Source organism: Streptomyces sp. 150FB (assembly GCF_000818195.1).
Lineage (GTDB): Bacteria > Actinomycetota > Actinomycetes > Streptomycetales > Streptomycetaceae > Streptomyces.
On sequence record NZ_JTHL01000001.1, the window covers coordinates 6,078,214 to 6,097,615 of the forward strand.

Annotated in this window: 15 protein-coding genes; 4 read left to right on the top strand and 11 right to left on the bottom strand. The window is 70.5% G+C overall.

All coding sequences use genetic code 11. From position 1 onward, the window contains the following. Both QR77_RS46935 and QR77_RS26285 read right to left on the bottom strand, forming a co-directional pair. Positions 1–1,284: ATP-binding protein (locus tag QR77_RS46935; RefSeq protein ID WP_160310953.1), on the bottom strand; the 1,284-nt coding region annotated here is incomplete at its 3' end. 138 nt (positions 1,285–1,422) lie between these two features. Beyond that, entirely contained in the window at positions 1,423–2,250 is an 828-nt protein-coding gene (locus tag QR77_RS26285) for a dienelactone hydrolase family protein (RefSeq protein WP_236711159.1), read from the bottom strand. A 494-nt stretch (positions 2,251–2,744) separates the two neighbouring features. Between QR77_RS26285 and QR77_RS26290 the strand changes: the two genes are divergently transcribed. After that, positions 2,745–4,778 carry a thioredoxin domain-containing protein gene (locus tag QR77_RS26290; protein ID WP_040024547.1) on the top strand — a complete coding sequence of 678 codons (2,034 nt, stop codon included), beginning with the start codon at positions 2,745–2,747 and terminating at the stop codon, positions 4,776–4,778. A gap of 15 nt (positions 4,779–4,793) precedes the next feature. On the opposite strand, the gene QR77_RS26295 is transcribed toward QR77_RS26290, so the two are convergent. After that, positions 4,794–6,287, bottom strand: a complete 1,494-nt coding sequence (locus QR77_RS26295) for a M1 family metallopeptidase (RefSeq protein WP_063798082.1) — start codon at positions 6,285–6,287, stop codon at positions 4,794–4,796. Positions 6,288–6,611: 324 nt separating this feature from the next. Here QR77_RS26295 and QR77_RS26300 point away from each other — a divergent pair, with 324 nt between their 5' ends. Continuing rightward, positions 6,612–7,214: an ALF repeat-containing protein gene (locus QR77_RS26300; RefSeq protein ID WP_040028688.1), complete on the top strand. Its 603-nt coding sequence runs from the start codon at positions 6,612–6,614 to the stop codon at positions 7,212–7,214. Between the two features lie 76 nt (positions 7,215–7,290). On the opposite strand, the gene QR77_RS26305 is transcribed toward QR77_RS26300, so the two are convergent. From QR77_RS26305 to QR77_RS26315, 3 genes are all read right to left on the bottom strand, one after another. After that, positions 7,291–7,914 (bottom strand): TetR family transcriptional regulator, encoded by a 624-nt coding sequence (locus tag QR77_RS26305; RefSeq protein ID WP_040024548.1) that lies wholly within the window; start codon positions 7,912–7,914, stop codon positions 7,291–7,293. A 5-nt stretch (positions 7,915–7,919) separates the two neighbouring features. After that, positions 7,920–9,512 carry an MFS transporter gene (locus QR77_RS26310; RefSeq protein ID WP_078877155.1) on the bottom strand — a complete coding sequence of 531 codons (1,593 nt, stop codon included), beginning with the start codon at positions 9,510–9,512 and terminating at the stop codon, positions 7,920–7,922. A gap of 161 nt (positions 9,513–9,673) precedes the next feature. After that, positions 9,674–10,387, bottom strand: coding sequence for a hemolysin III family protein (locus tag QR77_RS26315; RefSeq protein ID WP_040024549.1), 714 nt, complete (start codon positions 10,385–10,387; stop codon positions 9,674–9,676). Positions 10,388–10,605: 218 nt separating this feature from the next. Here QR77_RS26315 and QR77_RS26320 point away from each other — a divergent pair, with 218 nt between their 5' ends. Then, a complete protein-coding gene (locus QR77_RS26320; RefSeq protein WP_040024551.1) occupies positions 10,606–12,441 on the top strand; it encodes a phosphoenolpyruvate carboxykinase (GTP) in 1,836 nt (611 codons plus the stop codon). Between the two features lie 166 nt (positions 12,442–12,607). Here QR77_RS26320 and QR77_RS26325 read toward each other — a convergent pair whose 3' ends face one another. Further along, complete coding sequence (locus QR77_RS26325; RefSeq protein WP_040024552.1) at positions 12,608–13,585, bottom strand: WYL domain-containing protein; 978 nt, start codon at positions 13,583–13,585, stop codon at positions 12,608–12,610. A gap of 133 nt (positions 13,586–13,718) precedes the next feature. Here QR77_RS26325 and QR77_RS26330 point away from each other — a divergent pair, with 133 nt between their 5' ends. Beyond that, positions 13,719–14,459, top strand: a complete 741-nt coding sequence (locus tag QR77_RS26330) for an NIPSNAP family protein (protein WP_040024553.1) — start codon at positions 13,719–13,721, stop codon at positions 14,457–14,459. A 96-nt stretch (positions 14,460–14,555) separates the two neighbouring features. Here QR77_RS26330 and QR77_RS26335 read toward each other — a convergent pair whose 3' ends face one another. The 4 genes from QR77_RS26335 to QR77_RS26350 all read right to left on the bottom strand — a co-directional run bounded on the left by QR77_RS26335 (position 14,556) and on the right by QR77_RS26350 (position 19,143). Further along, entirely contained in the window at positions 14,556–15,164 is a 609-nt protein-coding gene (locus QR77_RS26335; protein WP_040024554.1) for a hypothetical protein, read from the bottom strand. After that, positions 15,151–16,806, bottom strand: a complete 1,656-nt coding sequence (locus QR77_RS26340) for a substrate-binding and VWA domain-containing protein (protein WP_078877157.1) — start codon at positions 16,804–16,806, stop codon at positions 15,151–15,153. Before QR77_RS26340 ends, QR77_RS26335 begins: the two co-directional genes overlap by 14 nt. Beyond that, positions 16,803–17,975 carry a toxic anion resistance protein gene (locus QR77_RS26345; RefSeq protein WP_040024555.1) on the bottom strand — a complete coding sequence of 391 codons (1,173 nt, stop codon included), beginning with the start codon at positions 17,973–17,975 and terminating at the stop codon, positions 16,803–16,805. The genes QR77_RS26340 and QR77_RS26345 overlap by 4 nt, the downstream gene beginning before the upstream one ends. A gap of 82 nt (positions 17,976–18,057) precedes the next feature. After that, positions 18,058–19,143 carry a hypothetical protein gene (locus QR77_RS26350; RefSeq protein ID WP_040024557.1) on the bottom strand — a complete coding sequence of 362 codons (1,086 nt, stop codon included), beginning with the start codon at positions 19,141–19,143 and terminating at the stop codon, positions 18,058–18,060. Positions 19,144–19,402: the final 259 nt, after the last annotated feature.

Consider the following 19,402-nt stretch of genomic DNA (forward strand, 5'->3'; position numbering starts at 1 on the left):
GGCGAGCCACGCGTACTCGGCGGCCGCGGCCAGGCGCGCGCCGCGCAGGACCTCGTCCGCCGTGAGCGTCGCCGCGTGGACCAGCGCCGCGGCACGGTCGGTGTACGAGCGCGGTGGGACGGCCGCCCGGGTCAGCGCGTCCGCGAGCGCGGTGTCGGGACCGGGCGCCGCGCACGCCCGCTGGACCAGGCGCGGCAATGCCTCGTGAGCGCCGTCCAGGACGGCGGCGAGGGTACGGTGCACCGCGCGGCGCCGGGCCGGGGGCGCCGTACGCAGCACCGCCGTGCGCAGCAGCGGGTGGGTGAAGCGGACCCGGCCGCCTCCGCTGCGTACCACCCCCGCGTGCTCCGCGGGCACCAGGAGGCCGGGGCGTATCCCGGCCGACCGCCCGGCTCTCAGCACCAGTGCGGCTTCCGCGCCCGCCCCTTCCGGTTCGTGCTCGGCCGCCGCGGCGGCGAAAAGAAGCAGGGCCCCTGTGCCGTCGGGCAGTGCGTCGAGGCAGGCGCCGTAGGCGTCCAGCAGGTCCTCGCCGCCGGACAGCGGCTGCGGCAGGGGCAGTTGGCCCGACAGGTGCGCGGTGCTCAGATGCCCGGCGAGGGCGGTGAGGAGCCGGGGGTTGCCCGCGCCCTCGCGGCGCAGTTCCTCCCGCACGGCCGGGTGTAATTGACGGTCCGTCAAGTCATCGAGCAGTGCGTCGACCGCGTGGTCGTCGAGGGAGTTCAGGCGCAGCGCGGGCAGTCCGGCGAAGGCGTCGGTGCCCGGCCCGTGGTCCGCCGCCGTGAGGAGGACCGCGACCCGGCCGCGGGCCGGCAGTCGGCGGACCGCGAACGCGAGCGCCTCGCGGGACGCGGAGTCCCAGGCGTGGACATCGTCCACCTGCACCAGGAGCGGTTCACGGGCGCCGAGATCCGTCAGGCAGCGGAGCAGAGCCGTGCCGACGGATCCCGCCCGCACCCCCGCGCCGAGCGGTAAGCCGAACGTCAGGCGGGGCGGCACGGGCATCGGCAGGGGGGTGTACGGCGCCGAACCGAGCAGCGCGTCCAATCCGCCGTAGGGGACGAGCCGTTCGGCCTCCGCGGCCTCCGCGCGCAGGACCGCCCCGCCCCCGTACGCGGCAGTGGCGTGCTCCAGCAGCGCGCTGCGGCCGAGGCCCGGTGGGGCGGTCAGGACGAGCGTGCTGCCGTGACCGGCCCGCAGGCGGTCCAGCAGCGTTCCCAGGATGGCCAGTTCACCACTCCGGCCGTACAGCGGGTGTGAACTACGCACGGTCGTCGATGAGTTCATCTCCGTGACGTTACTTGCGCGTAACGAGCGCCGGAAGGCCCGCGTCCACGGGGGTGAGGCCTGTTGCGCGGGTCCTGGGCGCCGACCCAGCCGGGGCGGCGCCCAACTGTGCCCGGGCACAACCGAACGGACGGTAGGTCAGGAGTGCGGGCAGTTGCCCCGGTACTCCTCGATGGTCAGGCTCGGCCTCGGCAGCGGGCACAGGAACTGCTCGTAACGGGTGTCGTCGTCGATGAACCGCTTCAGCCACGAGATGCTGTACTTCGCGATCGTGGTGTTCGAGGAGTTCGGCGTGAAATGCGTCGCGCCGTTGAGCTCCAGGTACGCCTTGTCCAGGGAGCTGGGCAGCGAGGTGTAGAACGGCTCCGAGTGCGTGGCCACGGGTGCGACCGTGTCCCCGTCCGCACCGATGACGAGGGTGGGCGTACGCAGCTCGGGCCAGGACTTGTCGGTGTTCCAGCCGGTCAGCGGGATGGCGGCCTGGAGCGAGGGCCGGCTCTTCGCTGCCTCCAGGGTTCCGCCGCCGCCCATTGAGTGGCCCATCACTCCCAGGCGGGTGGAGTCGACGCGGGTGCGTACGGACGAGCGCTCCGTCAGGTAGTCCAGTGCGGCCAGCAGTTGGCGTCCTCTGCTGTCCGGCTGGTCGAGGGTGGTGTTGGTGTCGATGGTGAACACGACGAAGCCCTGGGAGGCGAGCCGGGGACCGAGCCAGGAGATGCTGGACTGGGTCGCGGTGAAGCCCGGCGCGATCACGACGGCGCCGAAGGTGCCGTCGGCCGTACTGGTGGGGTAGTAGACGGTGCCCCCGCCGAACCCGGTGACACTGATCGAGGAGACGGACGTCTGCGAGACGGCGTAGGAGCCGCGGGCGGCCTCGATGCTGGACACCGAGGGCGCCGGTCCGCGCTCGTACGGGTTGGCGGCGGTCTGGGCCCCGGCGGTGCCGGGCACCAGTGCGGCGATCAGCGCGGCGGCGGTGACCGCTCCGGCCCACAGCGTGCGGGGGCCGGTGCGGGGACGGGTGCGAAGGCGGGGACGGGCGGGGGTGCGGGCGTCGGAGAGCGGGCGCACTGGGGGCCTCTCGGTCGAGGCGGTACCACTCCGGGGCCTTGGACTCACCGGATGGCCACCGCCGTACGGACTGGCAGTGGCCACACTGTCCCCGCCCGACCCGCCCCCCGGCATCGGCGACTTCACCGGTCTTCGCGGGAACCCCGCCCTTCCCCCGGTCGAGGACGAAGTCCCCCGGCGCGTTCTCCGGCCCGGGTCGTGGGGTCCCACCGGCCGACTCCGCCGGCTCCGCGCTCGGTGGGGCCACCCCTCCAGCACGCCTCCGATCCGGTGGATCGGTGGCCATGGGAAGAGGAGGCGATACAGGAGGCCAGGCCGCGCGCGGTGGGCGGCGCGCCCGGTTGTGGGGCTCGGGGCTGGTCCGGTGGGGGCTCGGGCAGGATGGGGGTATGGCGAACCGACTGGCCCATGAGACCTCCCCCTACCTCCTCCAGCACGCCGACAACCCCGTCGACTGGTGGCCCTGGTCGCCCAAGGCGTTCAAGGAGGCGCGGCGGCGGGATGTGCCGGTGCTGCTCAGCGTGGGGTATTCGTCGTGCCACTGGTGCCATGTCATGGCCGGCGAGAGCTTCGAGGACGCGACGACCGCCGCGTACATGAACGCGCACTTCGTCAACATCAAGGTCGACCGCGAGGAGCGGCCCGACGTCGACGCCGTCTACATGGAGGCCGTGCAGGCCGCCACCGGGCAGGGCGGCTGGCCGATGACCGTCTTTCTCAACGCCGACGGGGAGCCGTTCTACTTCGGTACGTACTACCCGCCCGAGCCCCGCCGCGGCATGCCGTCCTTCCCGCAGGTCCTGGAAGGGGTCACCTCCGCCTGGAAGGACCGGCGCGACGAGGTCAGCGAGGTCGCCGGGCAGATCGTCGGGGAGCTGGCGGGGCGTTCGCTGGCGCAGGGCGGGGACGGGGTCCCCGGGGAGGCGGAGCTGGCGCAGGCGCTGCTCGGGCTGACCCGGGAGTACGACGCGCGCCACGGCGGGTTCGGCGGCGCGCCCAAGTTCCCCGCGTCGATGACGCTGGAGTTCCTGCTGCGCCACCATGCCCGTACCGGGTCGGAGGGTGCGTTGCAGATGGCCACCGACAGTGCCGAGGCGATGGCGCGCGGCGGGATCTACGACCAGCTCGGCGGCGGGTTCGCCCGCTACTCGGTCGACCGAGAGTGGATCGTGCCGCACTTCGAGAAGATGTTGTACGACAACGCCCTGCTGTGCCGGGTGTACGCCCACCTGTGGCGGTCCACCGGTTCGGATCTCGCGCGGCGCGTGGCGCTGGAGACCGCCGACTTCATGGTGCGCGAACTCCGCACGGCCGAGGGCGGGTTCGCGTCCGCGCTGGACGCGGACAGTGACGACGGCAGCGGGAAGCACGTCGAAGGCGCCTTCTACGTATGGACACCTGAGCAGTTGCGAGCGGTACTGGGCGAGGACGACGCCGAGTTCGCCGCCGGGTACTTCGGGGTGACCCAGGAGGGCACCTTCGAGGAGGGCGCCTCCGTCCTCCAACTCCCGCAGAGCGGCGCCGTGGTGGACGCGGCGCGCGTCACCTCCGTACGCGAACGGCTCCTCGCGGCGCGCGAGGAGCGCCCGCGCCCCGGGCGGGACGACAAGGTCGTGGCCGCCTGGAACGGCCTCGCGATCGCCGCACTCGCCGAGACCGGCGCGTACTTCGACCGGCCCGACCTGGTGGAGCGGGCGACCGAGGCCGCCGATCTGCTGGTGCGGGTGCACATGAACGAGGCGGCGCGGCTGGCCCGTACCTCCAAGGACGGCCGGACGGGAGCCAACGCGGGCGTGCTCGAGGACTACGGCGATGTCGCCGAGGGGTTCATCGCGCTGGCCGGGGTGACCGGCGAAGGGGCGTGGCTGGAGTTCGCGGGGTTCCTGCTGGACATCGTGCTCGACCAGTTCGTGTCGGAGCGCGGCACCCTGTTCGACACCGCGCACGACGCGGAGAAGCTGATCCGCCGGCCGCAGGACCCGACGGACAACGCGACCCCTTCGGGCTGGACGGCCGCCGCCGGCGCCCTGCTCTCGTACGCGGCGCACACCGGCTCCGAGCCCCATCGCGCCGCCGCCGAGGCCGCGTTGGGCGTGGTGAAGGCGCTGGGCCCGCGCGCGCCGCGCTTCATCGGCTGGGGACTGGCCGTCGCGGAAGCGGCGCTCGACGGACCGCGCGAGATCGCCGTGGTCGGCCGGAACCCCGCGGACGCCGCCGAGTTGCACCGTACGGCGCTGCTGGGCACCAGCCCGGGCGCGGTGGTGGCGGCCGGCACGCCGGACAGTGACGAGTTCCCGCTGCTGAGGGACCGCCCGCTGGTCGGCGGAAAGCCGGCCGCCTATGTGTGCCGGCGCTTCGTCTGCTCGGCCCCGACCACCGAAGCGGACGTCCTGGAGGGCGAGTTGACCGGCCAGAAGTCCTAGGGCCGGTCGTTCGGATCAGGGCCGCTTCGTCGCGGGGGCGGTCCAGTCCGGGTGGCCGATCGGGGTGGGTGTGGTCGTTCCGTAGATCCAACTCCTTATGTAGGAGGTGAGATCCCGTCCGGAAACGGTGTTCGCGACGTCGATGTAGTCCTGGGTCGTCGCGGACCTGCCGCGGTACGTCGTGAAGAACGTGCGCTCGATCGTGCGGAACGTGGCGTCCCCGACGAGCCGGCGCAGGCCGTCCAGCATGAGGGCGCCACCGGCGTTGGTGCCGGCGAGGACGTCGGTCGCGTCGGCGGGGCGGCCGGGCGGACCGTACTGGGGGCGGTTCTCCACGTCGAAGTCGTAGGCCCGGCGCAGGTTGTCGTCGTAGGTGCCGTCCTCGTCGTAACCCCGGTCCGCCAGGTAGCGGAACGTGTAGTAACTGGCGTGGCCTTCGCTGAGCCACATGTCGTCCCAGGAGCGTACGGACACGGCGTCGCCGAAGTACTGGTGAATCAGCTCATGGACCATCGTCGACTCGTCGCTGTGATCGGCCGTGGTCAGGTGCGCGGCGTCGAAGGTGGACAGCGTGGCGCTCTCCAGGGCCGCGGCATACCCTCCCGCCACGCCCAGGACGCCATAGGTCTCGAACGGGTAGGGGCTCCCGATCTGCTGCTCCACCCAGGACAGTTGGTCCGGGACGAGGGCCAGTTGCGGGGCCGCCTTCGTGACCTGGGGCGTGTCCACGTAACTGCGCACCGGCAGGCCGTGCGGGCCGGTCCCCCGGACTTCCGTGAAGTGTCCCACCGCTGCCTGCACCACGTCGGTGGGGATGGGGTCACGTGTGCCGTAGACGTACGTGGTGCGGTCACCGACGGTCCGCCGGGACCGCAGTGTGCCTCCCGCCACCGCCTGGAGGTCGTTGGGAACGGTGATACGGAAGGTGACTCGGGCCTTGTCGCTGGGAATGTCGTTCATGGGGAAGAACAAGTGTGAGCGGTCGGGCTGGCCGAAAAGGACGAAGCCGTCGTCCTTCTCGAACCAGTGGTCGAAGTGCGGCTCCTCGCCCGAGGACCAGGGGGCGGGCGGGTTCGCCGTACGGTCCGCCACGAAGGTGACGCGTACGGTGAACCGCCGCCCCTCCGGCAGGGGGTGGCCGGGAGTGACGACGAGCTTCTCCCCGGTCAGCCGGAAGTCGGCCGGGGCGCCGTCCACGAGGACTCGGCTGATCTGCTGGCCCGCCGCGTCCAGGCTGAATTCGGACAGTGCCTGGTGCGCTTCCGCCACGATGTCCACGGAGGAGTCCATCAGCGTCGTACCGGGCCGGTAGTCGTAGGCCACGTCGTAGGACCGCACGTCGTACCCACCGTTCCCCAGCCCCGGGAAGATCCGCTCTCCGCCGCTCCGCGCGCCGGGCCGGGGCACCTGCCCCGCACCGACGGCAGGCTCCGCCGTCAGCGCGGCCATCACCATCGTCCCCGCCAGCACGGCGAGCGATATCTTCCTGGTCCTGATCCTGTGACGCATGCGCCGGCTCCCTCGGTCCACACTCTTGATTGACGACGACCGCGTGGGATGTCCGATGGCCGGATGGCAACGGGACACGCTGCTCACGCGCCGTCATGAACAAGAGAGAACCAGACCGCTCATATCGTCACCGTATTGCCGAGCGGCGTATCGGGCGCGGACGCCGGCTGATGTGCTCTTGCGACGTGGCTTTTCATATCCGTCAAGTGGGCGGTGTCTAGTGGCAGTTGGTGTGACGAAGACTGTCCTCTTCCGCTCTTGTTCTCCGTGGCGCACGAAGGTGAGAATCGCACCGACAACGGATTGATCATGGAGGAAAAACGCATGAGACCGACCCGGGCTGCCCTGTTCGTCGCGACCGCCGCCTTGACACCGGCTCTCCTTTTCACTGCCCCGGCCTTCGCCACCGGACCCGCGGGCACGTCGACGGCCGTGACGGCCACGTCCGGAACGCCCGGTGAAGGAACGCCCGTTGACGAGATGTCGGAGGCGGAACTCCGTCTCGCGATCCAGGACATCCTGGCTGACGAGGACTCCGGCAAGAGGGTGACCCGTGATGGGAACGCGGCCCTCGACGGGACCGTGGAGGACATGCGCGCGTTCCTCAAGACGGGTTACCGTCTCGCGCAGGCCGAGGACGACAGTGTGGCCATCTTCCGTATTCTGGGAGACAAGGATTCCGGTAAGGGTGTGGTCCGGGAGGCGACAAAGGCTCTGGACGACGGTTCTCCTGAGGCTCTGCGGGCATTCCTGGAGACTGGTTACCGTCTCGCCCAGGCCGAGGACGACCGGGTCGCCGTCGCTCGCATCCTGGCGGACGAGACCATCAGCGATGCCCTCCGCGCGGCTGCCGAGGATGTCATCGACGGTACGCCGGAAGAGCTGCGGTACTTCCTGGAGGTCGGCCAGTACGAGGTTGACGCCTAGAGCAGTACGGATCCGTCAGATCGGCTGCGGCTGCGGATGCGGCCGCATCCGCAGCCGCCCCTCGCGCGTCCAGCCCTCAGAGGCGCAGCCCGCCCTCCAAGGAGTCGAACGCGTCCTCCAGCATGGCGATCAGGTCGTCCTGGCAGTCGCGTTCGGCCCAGTAGATGGAGACTTCGCGCAGCGCGCCGAGCACGGCGGCGGTGAAGACGCGCAGTTGGAGGTCGTTCCGGTCCCGTCCCGAGCGTTCGGCGAGGACTTCGCTGAGCAGCCTCGCCGTCACCGACATGGTCTCGGTCATCCGGGCGCGGACCGCCGGGATCTCGACCAGGAGTTTGCTGCGCTGGACCATCTCGGCCCTGTCGTTCGCCAGCACGTCCTGGAGCGTCTCGACCAGCAGGTGGCGCAGCGACTTCAGCGGCGGTTCGTCCGCCGGCCTCGCCCGGAGTACGGCCGCCATGACCGGGTCGTACTCGTCGGTGAGGACGATGTCCTCCTTGGTCGGGAAGTAGCGGAAGACGGTGGAGGGGGAGACCTCCGCCGCCTCCGCGATCTGCTCTACCGTGGTGGCCTCGTACCCCTGCTCGGCGATCAGTGCGTACGTCGCCCGCCGGATCTCCGTCCGGGTCCTGAGCTTCTTGCGTTCCCGCAGGCCGAGACGGCTCTGCTGCTCTTCGAGGGGGGTGCGTGAGATGGCGGCCATAGTCGTTATTGTCGGCCATCCACCGGCAGCGGGGCCACCGTCCTGACATCGGCGTCCCCGCCGTCCGCAACGCCGCCGCCGTCCGCGCCGTCCTCCGCGCGCTCCGGGTTCGAGTCCGGGTCCGGGTTCAGGCCCGGGTTCGGCAGCAGCACCGCGACCAGCAGCGCCGCTGCCAGAGCGGCGATCCCGCAGACCACCATGGCCGTGTCCATGCCGTGGACGTACGCGCTGTTCGCCGATGCCGTGAGGTCCGGCAGGCGCAGCCTGTCGGCCACGATGTGCGCCGCGACCACCGAGTCCCGCGCTGAGTCGGCGGCAGCGGCCGGCAGGCCCGCGGTGCTGAGCCGGTCCCCGTACGTGGCGGCCAGCAACGACCCGAGCAGCGCGATCCCGATCGCGCCGCCCGTCTGCCGTACGGTCAACAGCAGCCCGGAACCGCTGCCCGCGCGGTCGGCGGGCAGCGCGCCGAGGGCCGCGTCCATCGAGGGGACGACGGTGAAGCCGAAGCCCAGGCCCGCGATCGACAGCCAGAGGGCGGTGGTGCCGTATCCGCTGTCCACCGTCGTACTGCTCGCGAGGAACGCGGCGAAGGCCAGGACGACCAGACCGGCGCTGATCACCAGGCGCGGGCCGAGCCGCGCGGCGAGCTTCCCGCTGGTTCTGGCGGCGACCAGCAGCCCGCCCATCATCGGCAGCAACCGCAGACCGGTCCCGAAGGCGTCGTGGCCGAGGACGGCCTGGAGGTAGACGGGCAGCAGGAACAGCAGGCCCGACAGGACGAACATCACCAGCGTCGCCGCCAGCGTGTTGAGCAGGAAACCGCGGTGGCACAGCAGGGTCATGTCGAGCATGGGCCGGATCACCCGGCGCTCGCGCAGCACCAGCGCGCCGAGCAGCAGCACCCCGGCGGTCAGTGTGCCGACCACGAGCGCACTGCCCCAGCCCCGGCCCGGCGCCTCGATGATCCCGTAGATGAGCGAACCCAGGCCGAGCACGGTGAGCGCCGCGGAGAGGACGTCGACCTTCGGGGACGACGGGTCACGCGTCTCGGGCAGCAGGAAGACGCAGGCCGCTATGGAGATCGCCACCATGGGGATGTTGATGACGAAGATCGAGCCCCACCAGAAGTGTTCGAGCAGCCAGCCGCCGACGATCGGGCCGAGCGGCAGGCCGAGCGCCGAGGCGGCGGAGATGATGCCGACGGCCTTGACGCGGTCGGCGGGTGCGCGGAAGAGCGACGGCAGTACGGACATCGCGAGCGGCATCACGAGGGCGGCGCCGACGCCCATCGCTGCGCGGGCCACGATGACGAGTTCGACACTGTGGACGAACGCGCCCACGAGCGAGCCTGCGAGGAAGACACCGAGGCCGGTGAGGAGCATCCGGCGGCGGCCGAAGCGGTCACCGAGCAGGCCCGCCGGGAGCATCAGCGAGGCGAAGACGACAACGTAGACGTCCGCCATCCACTGCTGCTGACCGGTGGTGGCACCGAGCCGCGCGGCCATGGTGGGCAGCGCCACATTGAGGATCGTCGTATCGAAACCGAGCACGAGCATGCTCGCGACCAGGGCGCCGAGCGCCCACCAGCGGCGGTCCATGTCGCCTCCTTTGATAGTTGATGTCAAGTGACAGTAACTATCAAAAGATTGAGGCCGTCAAGTTTTCCGCTCAGGTTCTCCGGACATGACTGTGGCGGTGGCATCCGTAGATGCCACCGCCACAGCGGAAACAAGGGGGTGAGGTCGGGAAACCGACCGGTTCAGGAAACCTGCTCGGCCACCAGCGCGATACCGACGAAGTGCACGGCGAAAGCCGCGAGGGTCAGCGAGTGGAACACCTCGTGGAAGCCGAACCAGCGCGGTGACGGGTCGGGCCGCTTCAGGCCGTAGATCACTCCGCCCGCGCTGTAGAGCAGGCCGCCGACAAGTACCAGTACCAGTACGGCGATTCCGCCCGCGCGCATGAAGTCGGGGAGGAAGAACACCGCCGCCCAGCCCATCGCGATGTAGCACGGCGTGTAGAGCCAGCGCGGCGCGCCGACCCAGAAGACCCGGAAGGCTATGCCGGCGGCGGCGGCGGCCCAGACGGCCCACAGCAGCACCTCGCCCGACGACTCGGGCAGCAGAAGCATCGTCAGCGGCGTGTAGGTGCCGGCGATGATGAGGAAGATGTTGGCGTGGTCGAGGCGCCGCAGCACCGCCTCGCCGCGCGGCCCCCACGTACCCCGGTGGTATATGGCGCTGATGCCGAAGAGCAGGCACGCGGTCAGTACGTAGATCGCGCAGGCGATGCGGGCGCGCGTCGAGTCGGTGAGCGCGATCAGCGCCACGCCCGAGACCAGGACGACCGGGAACATTCCCGCGTGCAGCCAGCCCCGGAGTATCGGCTTTGCCAGGCGCGGCGGTTCTGTCTCGGCCGGTTCCCCTGCGGGTGTTTCGGGGGTCGCGAGCGCGTCTGACGCGGCGGAAGTCATGTGTTCATGCTACCTACGCTTCCGTAGGTTACGTTTCAGTACAAAACGGCCGGGCACGTTGTAGTGGCGATGCTCACGTGTGAGGCCCTCTGGACATATGGGCGCGTGAGTCGGATGATCAAATGAGTGCGGGCGGCACCGGATGAGCGGGCTACGGAGCATCCGGGTCGCAGCCCCCAAGGGGCACACAACAACAAACCCCTCATCAAGGAGCAATCGTGGCGCGCGTAATCGCGGCTCCCACCACCATTTCCACCTCCGTTCCCACCCAGCATCAGGCGCTGGTCTCGTGGGTCGACGAGATCACCGAGATCACCCAGCCGGACCGCGTGGTCTGGTGTGACGGGTCCGAGAGTGAGTACGAGCGCCTGTGCGGGGAGCTCGTGGCCAAGGGCACGTTCAAGAAACTCGACCCGATCAAGCGGCCCAACTCGTACTACGCGGCCTCCGACCCGTCGGACGTCGCGCGTGTCGAGGACCGTACGTTCATCTGCTCCGAGCAGGAGGAGGACGCCGGGCCGACGAACCACTGGAAGGACCCCGCAGAGATGCGGGAGATCTTCACCGGCGAGAAGGGCGTCTTCCGGGGCGCGATGCGCGGCAGGACGATGTACGTGGTGCCGTTCTGCATGGGGCCGCTGGGCTCACCGCTCTCGGCGATCGGCGTCGAGATCACCGACTCCGCGTACGTCGCGGCCTCCATGCGCACCATGACCCGCATGGGACAGCCGGTCCTCGACGAGCTGGGTCCCGACGGGTTCTTCGTCAGGGCCGTCCACACGCTCGGCGCACCGCTCGCGCCGGGCGAGGCCGACGTGCCGTGGCCCTGCAACCCGACGAAGTACATCTCGCACTTCCCCGAGGACCGCGAGATCTGGTCGTACGGCTCCGGCTACGGCGGCAACGCCCTGCTGGGCAAGAAGTGTTACGCGCTGCGCATCGCGTCCGTCATGGCGCGCGACGAGGGCTGGCTCGCCGAGCACATGCTGATCCTCAAGCTGACGCCGCCGCGCGGCGCTTCACGGTACGTCGCCGCCGCGTTCCCGTCCGCCTGCGGCAAGACGAACCTCGCGATGCTGGAGCCCACCATCCCCGGCTGGACCGTCGAGACCATCGGCGACGACATCGCGTGGATGCGGTTCGGCGAGGACGGCCGGCTGTACGCCATCAACCCCGAGGCGGGCTTCTTCGGCGTCGCGCCCGGCACCGGCGAGCACACCAACGCCAACGCGATGAAGACGATGTGGGGCAACTCCGTCTTCACGAACGTCGCGCTCACCGACGACAACGACGTGTGGTGGGAGGGCATGACGGAGGAACCGCCCGCGCACCTCACCGACTGGAAGGGCAACGACTGGACCCCGGCGTCGGGCACCCCCGCCGCCCACCCCAACGCCCGCTTCACCGTGCCGGCCGGGCAGTGCCCGATCATCGCGCCCGAGTGGGAGGACCCCAAGGGCGTCCCGATCTCGGCGATCCTCTTCGGCGGCCGCCGCGCCTCCGCCGTACCGCTGGTCACCGAGTCCTTCGACTGGCAGCACGGTGTCTTCCTGGGGGCGAACGTGGCCTCGGAGAAGACGGCGGCCGCCGAGGGCAAGGTCGGCGAGCTGCGCCGCGACCCGTTCGCCATGCTGCCGTTCTGCGGCTACAACATGGGGGACTACATGGGCCATTGGCTCAGGGTCGGAGCCGGCAGGGACCAGCGGAAACTGCCGAAGATCTACTACGTGAACTGGTTCCGCAAGGACGACGCCGGCACCTTCGTATGGCCCGGCTTCGGCGAGAACAGCCGCGTGATGAAGTGGATCGTGGAGCGCCTCGACGGTACGGCCGAGGGCGTCGAGACGCCCATCGGCATCCTGCCGACCAGGGCGGCGCTCGACACCGCCGGGCTCCAACTGTCGGACGGAGAGCTTGACTTGCTGCTCACGGTCGACAAGGAGGTCTGGCGCGAGGAGGCCGCCCTGATCCCCGGCCACCTCAACACCTTCGGTGACCACGCTCCGAAGGAGCTGTGGGACGAGTACCGCGCGCTGACCGCGCGCCTGGGCTGACGCGGGCCCCCGGGGCTGTGCGCAGACGGCTCCGGGGGTGTACGGACGTTCAGCAGGATGTTCAGCAGGACGATCGGCAAGGTGTTCAGCAGGACGTTCAGCGGCAGTGGCGGACGGCTTTCGTGGTGAGCGGGCCGCTCGGCCGCCCGACATGGGTCCTGGCGGGTCAGGTGCTTCCGTACATTCCGGTGAGGACGCCCACCGTGTAGGCCATGGCCTGACGGAGTTCCGGAGGCGCGACGACCTCGACGTCGACACCGAGCCGCAGCAGCTCACCGCACACGTGCTCGGGGCTCTCGATCGGAATGACCGCCTCCACCCATCCGTTGTCGCCGACGGCGGTCGCCGTGGACTCGACGGCCCGCACCACCTCGGGCGGCAGGTTGTCCGGCAGGCGCCGAAGCCCCCGCGGGGAGAAGCGTACGGTGGCTCGGCCGCTGAAGCGGCGGGTCCGGAAGTCGTCGAGGTAGGACGTCCAGTACGCGCCCAGGTCGAAGTCCGGCGGTCGGTCGAACCGTTCGTCGCTGAGCACCGCTTCGAGGACCTGGGTGATCCGGTAGGTCGCGATCCGGCTCTTCGAAGCGGCGACGAGGTACCAGACGCCTGACTTGAGCACCAGCCCGTAGGGGCGAAGGCGGCGGTCCACCTCCTGCGGGGCGCGCCAGCGCCGGTAGCGCACCTCCACCACTCGCCGCGTGAGCACGGCGTCGGCGAACAGGACGAGATGCGGCGTCTGTTCGGGCTCCTGGTACCAGGCCGGGGCGTCGAGGTGGAACACCTCCGCGGTCCGGGCCGCCTCCTCGCGCAGTCCCGCCGGCAGCGCGGCCAGCAGTTTCAGCCGTGCCCCCGCCACCTCCGACGCGAGCCCCAGGTCGGCGGCGGGGCCGGGCAGTCCGGCGAAGAACAGCGCCCGCGCCTCACCCTCGCTCATCCCCGTCAGGCGGGTGCGATACCCCTCAAGCAGCCGGTAGCCGCCGTTGCGGCCCGTCTCGGCGTAGACCGGAATGCCCGCGGCCTGAAGGCGCGCCAGATCGCGGTACGCGGTCCGTACGGACACCCCCAGCTCGTCGGCGATCCCTCGCGCGGACACGCGGCCACGCGATTGCAGCAACAGCAGCACCGACAACAGTCGACCAGCGGACATGGGCACATTCTCCCCGGAAACCCTGACACCCCCTGGCACACGGCCGCCCTACCGTCGGTCCATGCCCGGCTCCCGGCGAACGATCCGGGAGCCGGGCATCCACCGGAAGCACAGTGCCGAACAGGAGCCTGCCGTGCCCCCTACCGATCCTGCCCACAGCACCGCCGTGATCGAGCTTCGCCAGTACACGCTGCGTCCCGGCCGGCGCGACGAACTCATCGAGCTGTTCGACCGGGAGTTCGTCGAAACCCAGGAAGAGGCCGGGATGTCCGTGCTCGGCCAGTTTCGTGACCTCGACGACCCGGACCGCTTCGTCTGGCTGCGCGGGTTCCCGGACATGGCGGCACGACGCCGTGCGCTGACAGCCTTCTACGACGGCCCCGTCTGGGCCGAGCACGGCCCCCAGGCCAACGCCACCATGCTCGACTCCGACGACGTCCTGCTCCTGCGGCCCCTCTCGGACGAGAACGGCTTCGCTCTCTCCCCGTCCGAGCGTCCCAGGATCGGCGCTCCAGCACCGGACCGATTCGTGTCCGCCACCGTGTGGTCCTTTCCTCCCGGACGCTCCGACGGCGTCGCACTGATCCGGGACGGACTCCTTCCCGTCCTGAACACGACAGGACCCGCACCCCTCGCCGCCCTCACCACCGAGACCGCGCACAACACATTCCCCCGGCTGCCCATCCGCGCGGGGGAGAACGTCGCCGCGATCCTCACCTCCTACCCCGACGAGAGCGCCTGCCGACGCCATCTCGCCGATGTGCTGGCCCATCCCCTCGCCCTGGACGAGATCCTGCCGGGCATCGAGCGGGAACAGACAACAGCCCCCCGGACACTGCGGCTGGCGCCCACCGGCCGCTCGGTCCTCTCCTGAGAAGCCCCGCCGCAACGAGGCCGCCGCGAAGGGGAGGCCGCCCTTGCTCTCGGGTTCGGAGTACGTACACACGCCGATGACGCGCGGCCACCGGTCTCACCGGCCGCGTCTGCGCTCCTCCAGATACCGGGTGTGTGTCTCCTGCCGGCGGGCCTCGACCTCGCGCAGCACCGTGGCCGTCGCGCACGCCTCGTCGTACAACAGCGTGAGCTGGCGCTCCAGATGGCGCTCCGGCGGGTCGGTGCCCGGCTGGAGCCGGGTCCACCACCGGGTCCGTACGAAGGTGTCGACCGACTCGGGCACGTCCTGGCGGATCGCCCGGGACAGGCTGCGGATCGCCTCCGGGTCGTCGGCCAGCGCCTCGGCGACCCAGCCGGGCTCCAGGAGCGAGGCGAGCACAGTGTTCAGCTCGGTCAGCCGGCCCCCGGCGGCCGGTGGCAGGTCGACCTTCGCGAGATACGCCGACAGGGTGGCGAAGTCCGCACGCAGGGCCTCCAGTTGTTCCGCCGGTGCCTCGAAGGCCGGTGCCTCGGGGCGGCCGGGCGGCGCGATCAGGGCCCCGGCCCCGTACAGTCCGGCGATCACCACCGGCCAGTACGCGCCCGCCACGCCGGTGAAGGTCAGCACCAGACCCACCAGCCCGCCGGCGCAGCCCGCGAGGTTCTTGGCGGATTCCAGGTACGCGAGCGCTCTACTGGTAGCCACGGATCTCCTCGAAGGCGCCGTCCAGTGCGTCCTTGCCGCTCCTCGCGTCGAAGAGCTGTCCGCCGGTGAGTGAGGCGATGTGCTGGAGCTCGCTGCGGTCCGAGTCGCCGAAGACGATCGGGAAGACGGGTGTGGTGCTCCGGTCCGCGGGGAGGCCCGCGTAGAAGGTGTCGAACGCGGGCGCCGTGGCGCCCGTGGTGTTCTCGCCGTCCGTCATCAGGACGATCGAGGTGAAGGTGTCGGCGCTCTCCTTGCCGAGGTGCGAGTAGGCGTCCTCCAGCGTGCTGTAGATCGCCGTGTCGCCGTTCGCCGTCAGGGACGCCACATCCCGGCGGATCGCGTCCAGCGCCGCTCGCGGGTCGGCCGGGTCCACCGTATGGGTCGTGATCGGCTTGACCGTGGTGCCGAACGGCATCAGCGTGACCTCCTCGCGGTCCCTGAACCGGCCGCCCGTCGGGGAGTTGTCCGTGCCTGTCAGCCCGGACAGCGCCGTCTTGAGCTGGTCGAGACGGCTCCCCGACATCGAGCCCGAGGTGTCCAGTACGTACACAGTGCGCGAGGGGCGGCGCAGCTCGTTCTCGTAGCTGTTCAGCAGACCGTCGGCGACGGTGCGCGTGCCGGGGAAGGGGAGTTCGCGCCGCTTGTCGGTGGCGAGTCCCGCCGCCGGCTTCACGGAGGCGACCACCGGGCGCCGGAAGGTCTGCTCGGTCAGCGCCCGCTGGGCCTCGGGGCCGCGCAGGAACGTGGTGAGCGCCTGCCCCTCCTCCTGCGCCTCGCGCGGCGCCGAAGTCAGCAGGGTGAAGGGGTAGTTGGCGGTGACCACACCGTCCTTCGGGCGGATCACCGTAAGGCCGGTGTGGTGGGTGCGGTTCAGGGAGAGCAGGACGGACTCGTAGTTGACGAGCGCGTCGACACCGCTGTCACGGGCGTACGCCGTCGCCAGCCAGCCCGACGAACCCGACGTCAGCTTCTGCCCGGTGAAGAACTCCTTCAGCTTCGGTGTCGCGGCACGCACATCCGCGTCCGTGAGCGCCGACTGTGCGCCCGACAGCGCGGAGGCGACCGAAACCAGTGCGGAGAAGCCGGAGTTGGAGCGGACCGGGTCGGTCATTCCGTAGGTGAGCTTGCCGGCCACGACCGCCTGGTCCACCTGGGACCAGGTCACGTCACCGGGCTTCCAGCCCAGCTTGGCGACCGTGGACGCCTTGACGCCCAGCGCGACGGGGGAGGACATGATCGGTGTCGCGTTGGTGATGCGCGCGTCGACGCCCGGATGCAGCCGCAGATAGTCGTTGGACGACAGCCACACCGCGTCGTAGGCGCCGTCCGCCTTGCCCGAGGCGACGAGCGCGGCGGCGTCGAGCGTGCCGGTGTAGGTCGGGACGACCTTCACCCCGGTCTTCTTCTCCGCCAGGTCCAGCACGCCCCGCATGTCGGAGAGTTCACTGGAGGCGAGCACCCGGAGCGTGCCCTTCCGGTACTCCGGGGGCGCCTTCTCCCGTATCGGGACCGTGGAGGGCAGGGCCTTCCCGTCGTCACCGCCGCCCGAGCAGCCGGCCACCGCGAGCAGCAGGGAGGCGACGAACAGCGCCGTCAGGCGCGGGCGGGACCTCCGTACGCGGAGCTTCACCGGGGACCTCACCGGGAACCACCCTCCAGCGAGCCCGCCGACCGCGTGCGGTCCATGTACCCGCCGGCCGTCCGCAACTCGGCGGTCAGCGACTCCACGGTGGCCGCCATCGACTCCGTCGCCTGGATCTTGTACGTGTCGATCGCGTCCAGCGTCCGGTAGATCTGCTGGAACGCCGAGCGCAGCGTCTCCACGCCCACCGCCGGATCCGCGGCGATGCGCTGGATCTCGCCGCTCTGCGTGGAGAGCATCTCCGCGTTGCCCCGGATGAGGTCCTCGGTGGTCGACCTGAGCACATTCACCTGCTCGATCACCTTGCCCTGGTTCTCCAGGGCACTGGCCAGCATCACCGCGATCCGCAGCGCGGTGACCGTGGTGGTCGCCGCCCGCTCGACGCCCTTGATCAGCTCGTCGTTGTTGCGCCGCACGATGTCCATCGCGAGGTATCCCTGCGCGGAAACGGCGAGTTGGGTGAGCAGGTCCTGATGCTTCTGCCGTACGGGGAAGAGGACGTCGGCGCGCAGCGCGTCGGCCTGCGCCTGGTCCGTGATCTCGACCTCGGCGACGCGCTGCTCGATCGCCCGGTCGAGCGCGTCGGTGAGGACGGCGTACTCCTGGAGCTTGCCCATGGTCTCCCACAGGCGGGCACGCTCGGTGTGCAACGCGGCGTTGTCGCGCCGCAGTTCGTCCTGACCGCCCCTGAGCGATCCGACGATCCTGTTGAGTGTGCCCTGCGAGGACGCGTACGTGGCCACATGGTCGCGCAGCTTGTTCCCGCCGGGCAGTTTGGAGAGGAACCTCCGCGCGCCCTTGCCCGGGGTGTCCCGCGGGTCGAGGTCGGTGACCGTGCGGCGCAGCTCGACGAGTGAGGTCCCCACCCGTGACTGCGCGTCCTCGCCACCGGAGCCCAGGGAGCGCACGGTCCGGTCCAGCATCCGGTTGGACTGCTGGGCCGCGCCGCGTATCTCACCGGCGCCGAGGTTCGCGATCTCGCCGACCCGTGTGGTGAATTCGGGCGAGCGGGGGTCGATGCCCGCCAGCGAGCCGACGTACTCGGTGGCGCGCCGCGTCATCTCCTCGCGTACGGAGTCGTCGACCGGCACCAGCCCCGAGGCCTGTTCGGCGCGGACCGGGGCGACCGGCTCCGGCGGGGTGAGGACGAGCGGTGTGTCTTCTGCCATGTGATCCCCCTGGGACGGACGGTGGACGCGTCGGGCGTTGAGGCGCGGGGCGTAGGGCGCGTCGGGCGTGAGGCGGCAGGCGTCAGGACCGCGCCCTGCGCGCCATCTCGTGCAGGATCTCGGTGGTGGGTACGGCTGCCTGGTACACCCCGGCCAGCGTCCGGTTGAGATAGGCGGCGTACGGGGCTGTCGCCTCGCTGAACTCGGCGGTCCCGTCCTGCGGGCGGAAGCCGTGCCGTATCGCCAGCGCGCGCAGGGTCTTGTCGGTGGTGAGGAGTTGGCCGATCGCGCGGCCGTTGTCGGTGAACGGCACCAGGGTGTGGTCGCTGTTGACCGTGGTGTCCGGGTAGAGCACCACCAGGTCCCCGACGTCCTGGTGCTGGAGCAGGAGCGCGGCGACCTGCGACTCGTACACCAGCACCAGCGGCTGACCCGCACCGCTCACGAAGTCCGTGAACGGGCCGTCCGAGCTGGTCTGTTGGGCGCCCTGCACCACGGTCAGCTTCTTCAGGACCGGTGCCGTACGGGCGAGCCCGGCGGCGTCGGTGACCACCTTGCCGCCGTTCGCCACGTAGGAGGCGGCGGCGAGGTAGAGGGCGCCCGAGTTGGATGTCTCCGGGTCGGTGCTGGAGATCGAGATCGTCCCGCCCAACTCGGCGTGCGCGGAAGCGCCCTTGAGCTGCTGCCAGGTACGGTCGGCGCGCGCCGCGTCGAGATACGGGCCCATCCGCAGCGTGCCCCGGGACGTACCGTCCAGCGTGGCAAGGCCGTTGGCTGCCAGTATCCGCGCGGTCGAGCGGTGCGCGACGACCACCAGCGGCGAGTAGAAGGGCCGCAGGATACCGGTGCTGACCTTGTACTTCTTCTCCAGCGCCCCGGCGGGGGCGGTGGACGACGGGAAGGCGAAGTCGGCGTCCGCCAGGTCCATTTCCTCCATGGCCCAGGAGCCGGAGGTCTCCGTCTTCACGGTGTAGCCCTTGTCGGCAAGGGCCTTCACCACTGCTGGATCGGCGAAGAAGTCAGCCTTCTCCGAACCGATCACTCCGCGCACGGTCTTCGGTGCCGTGCTCCCGGCTGCGTTCTTGTCCGGCTCGCGGCCTGCGACGACGGCTGCTGCCACTCCGCCGATCAGCAGCACCGCCAGGACGATTCCCACGATGCGTCTCACACGGGAATCGTGCGCGTGAAAACCCACGTTCCGGGCGGAGTTGGGTGTACGGGAGGTGAAGTGCCCGTCCCGTTAAGGGAACGGGGACGTGCGTGGCGCCCGGTCGGCGCGCCTTTTCGGCCCGCCGACCGGGGCCGTCAGTGGGCGCCGACGAGCCTCGGGTCCCCGAGGTCCCGCAGAGCGGCGGTGTGGACGTCCATGCACTCGGCGGCGAGGATCGCGGCGGCGGTGTCGGCGCGCGCTGCGGCGACAACCAGCG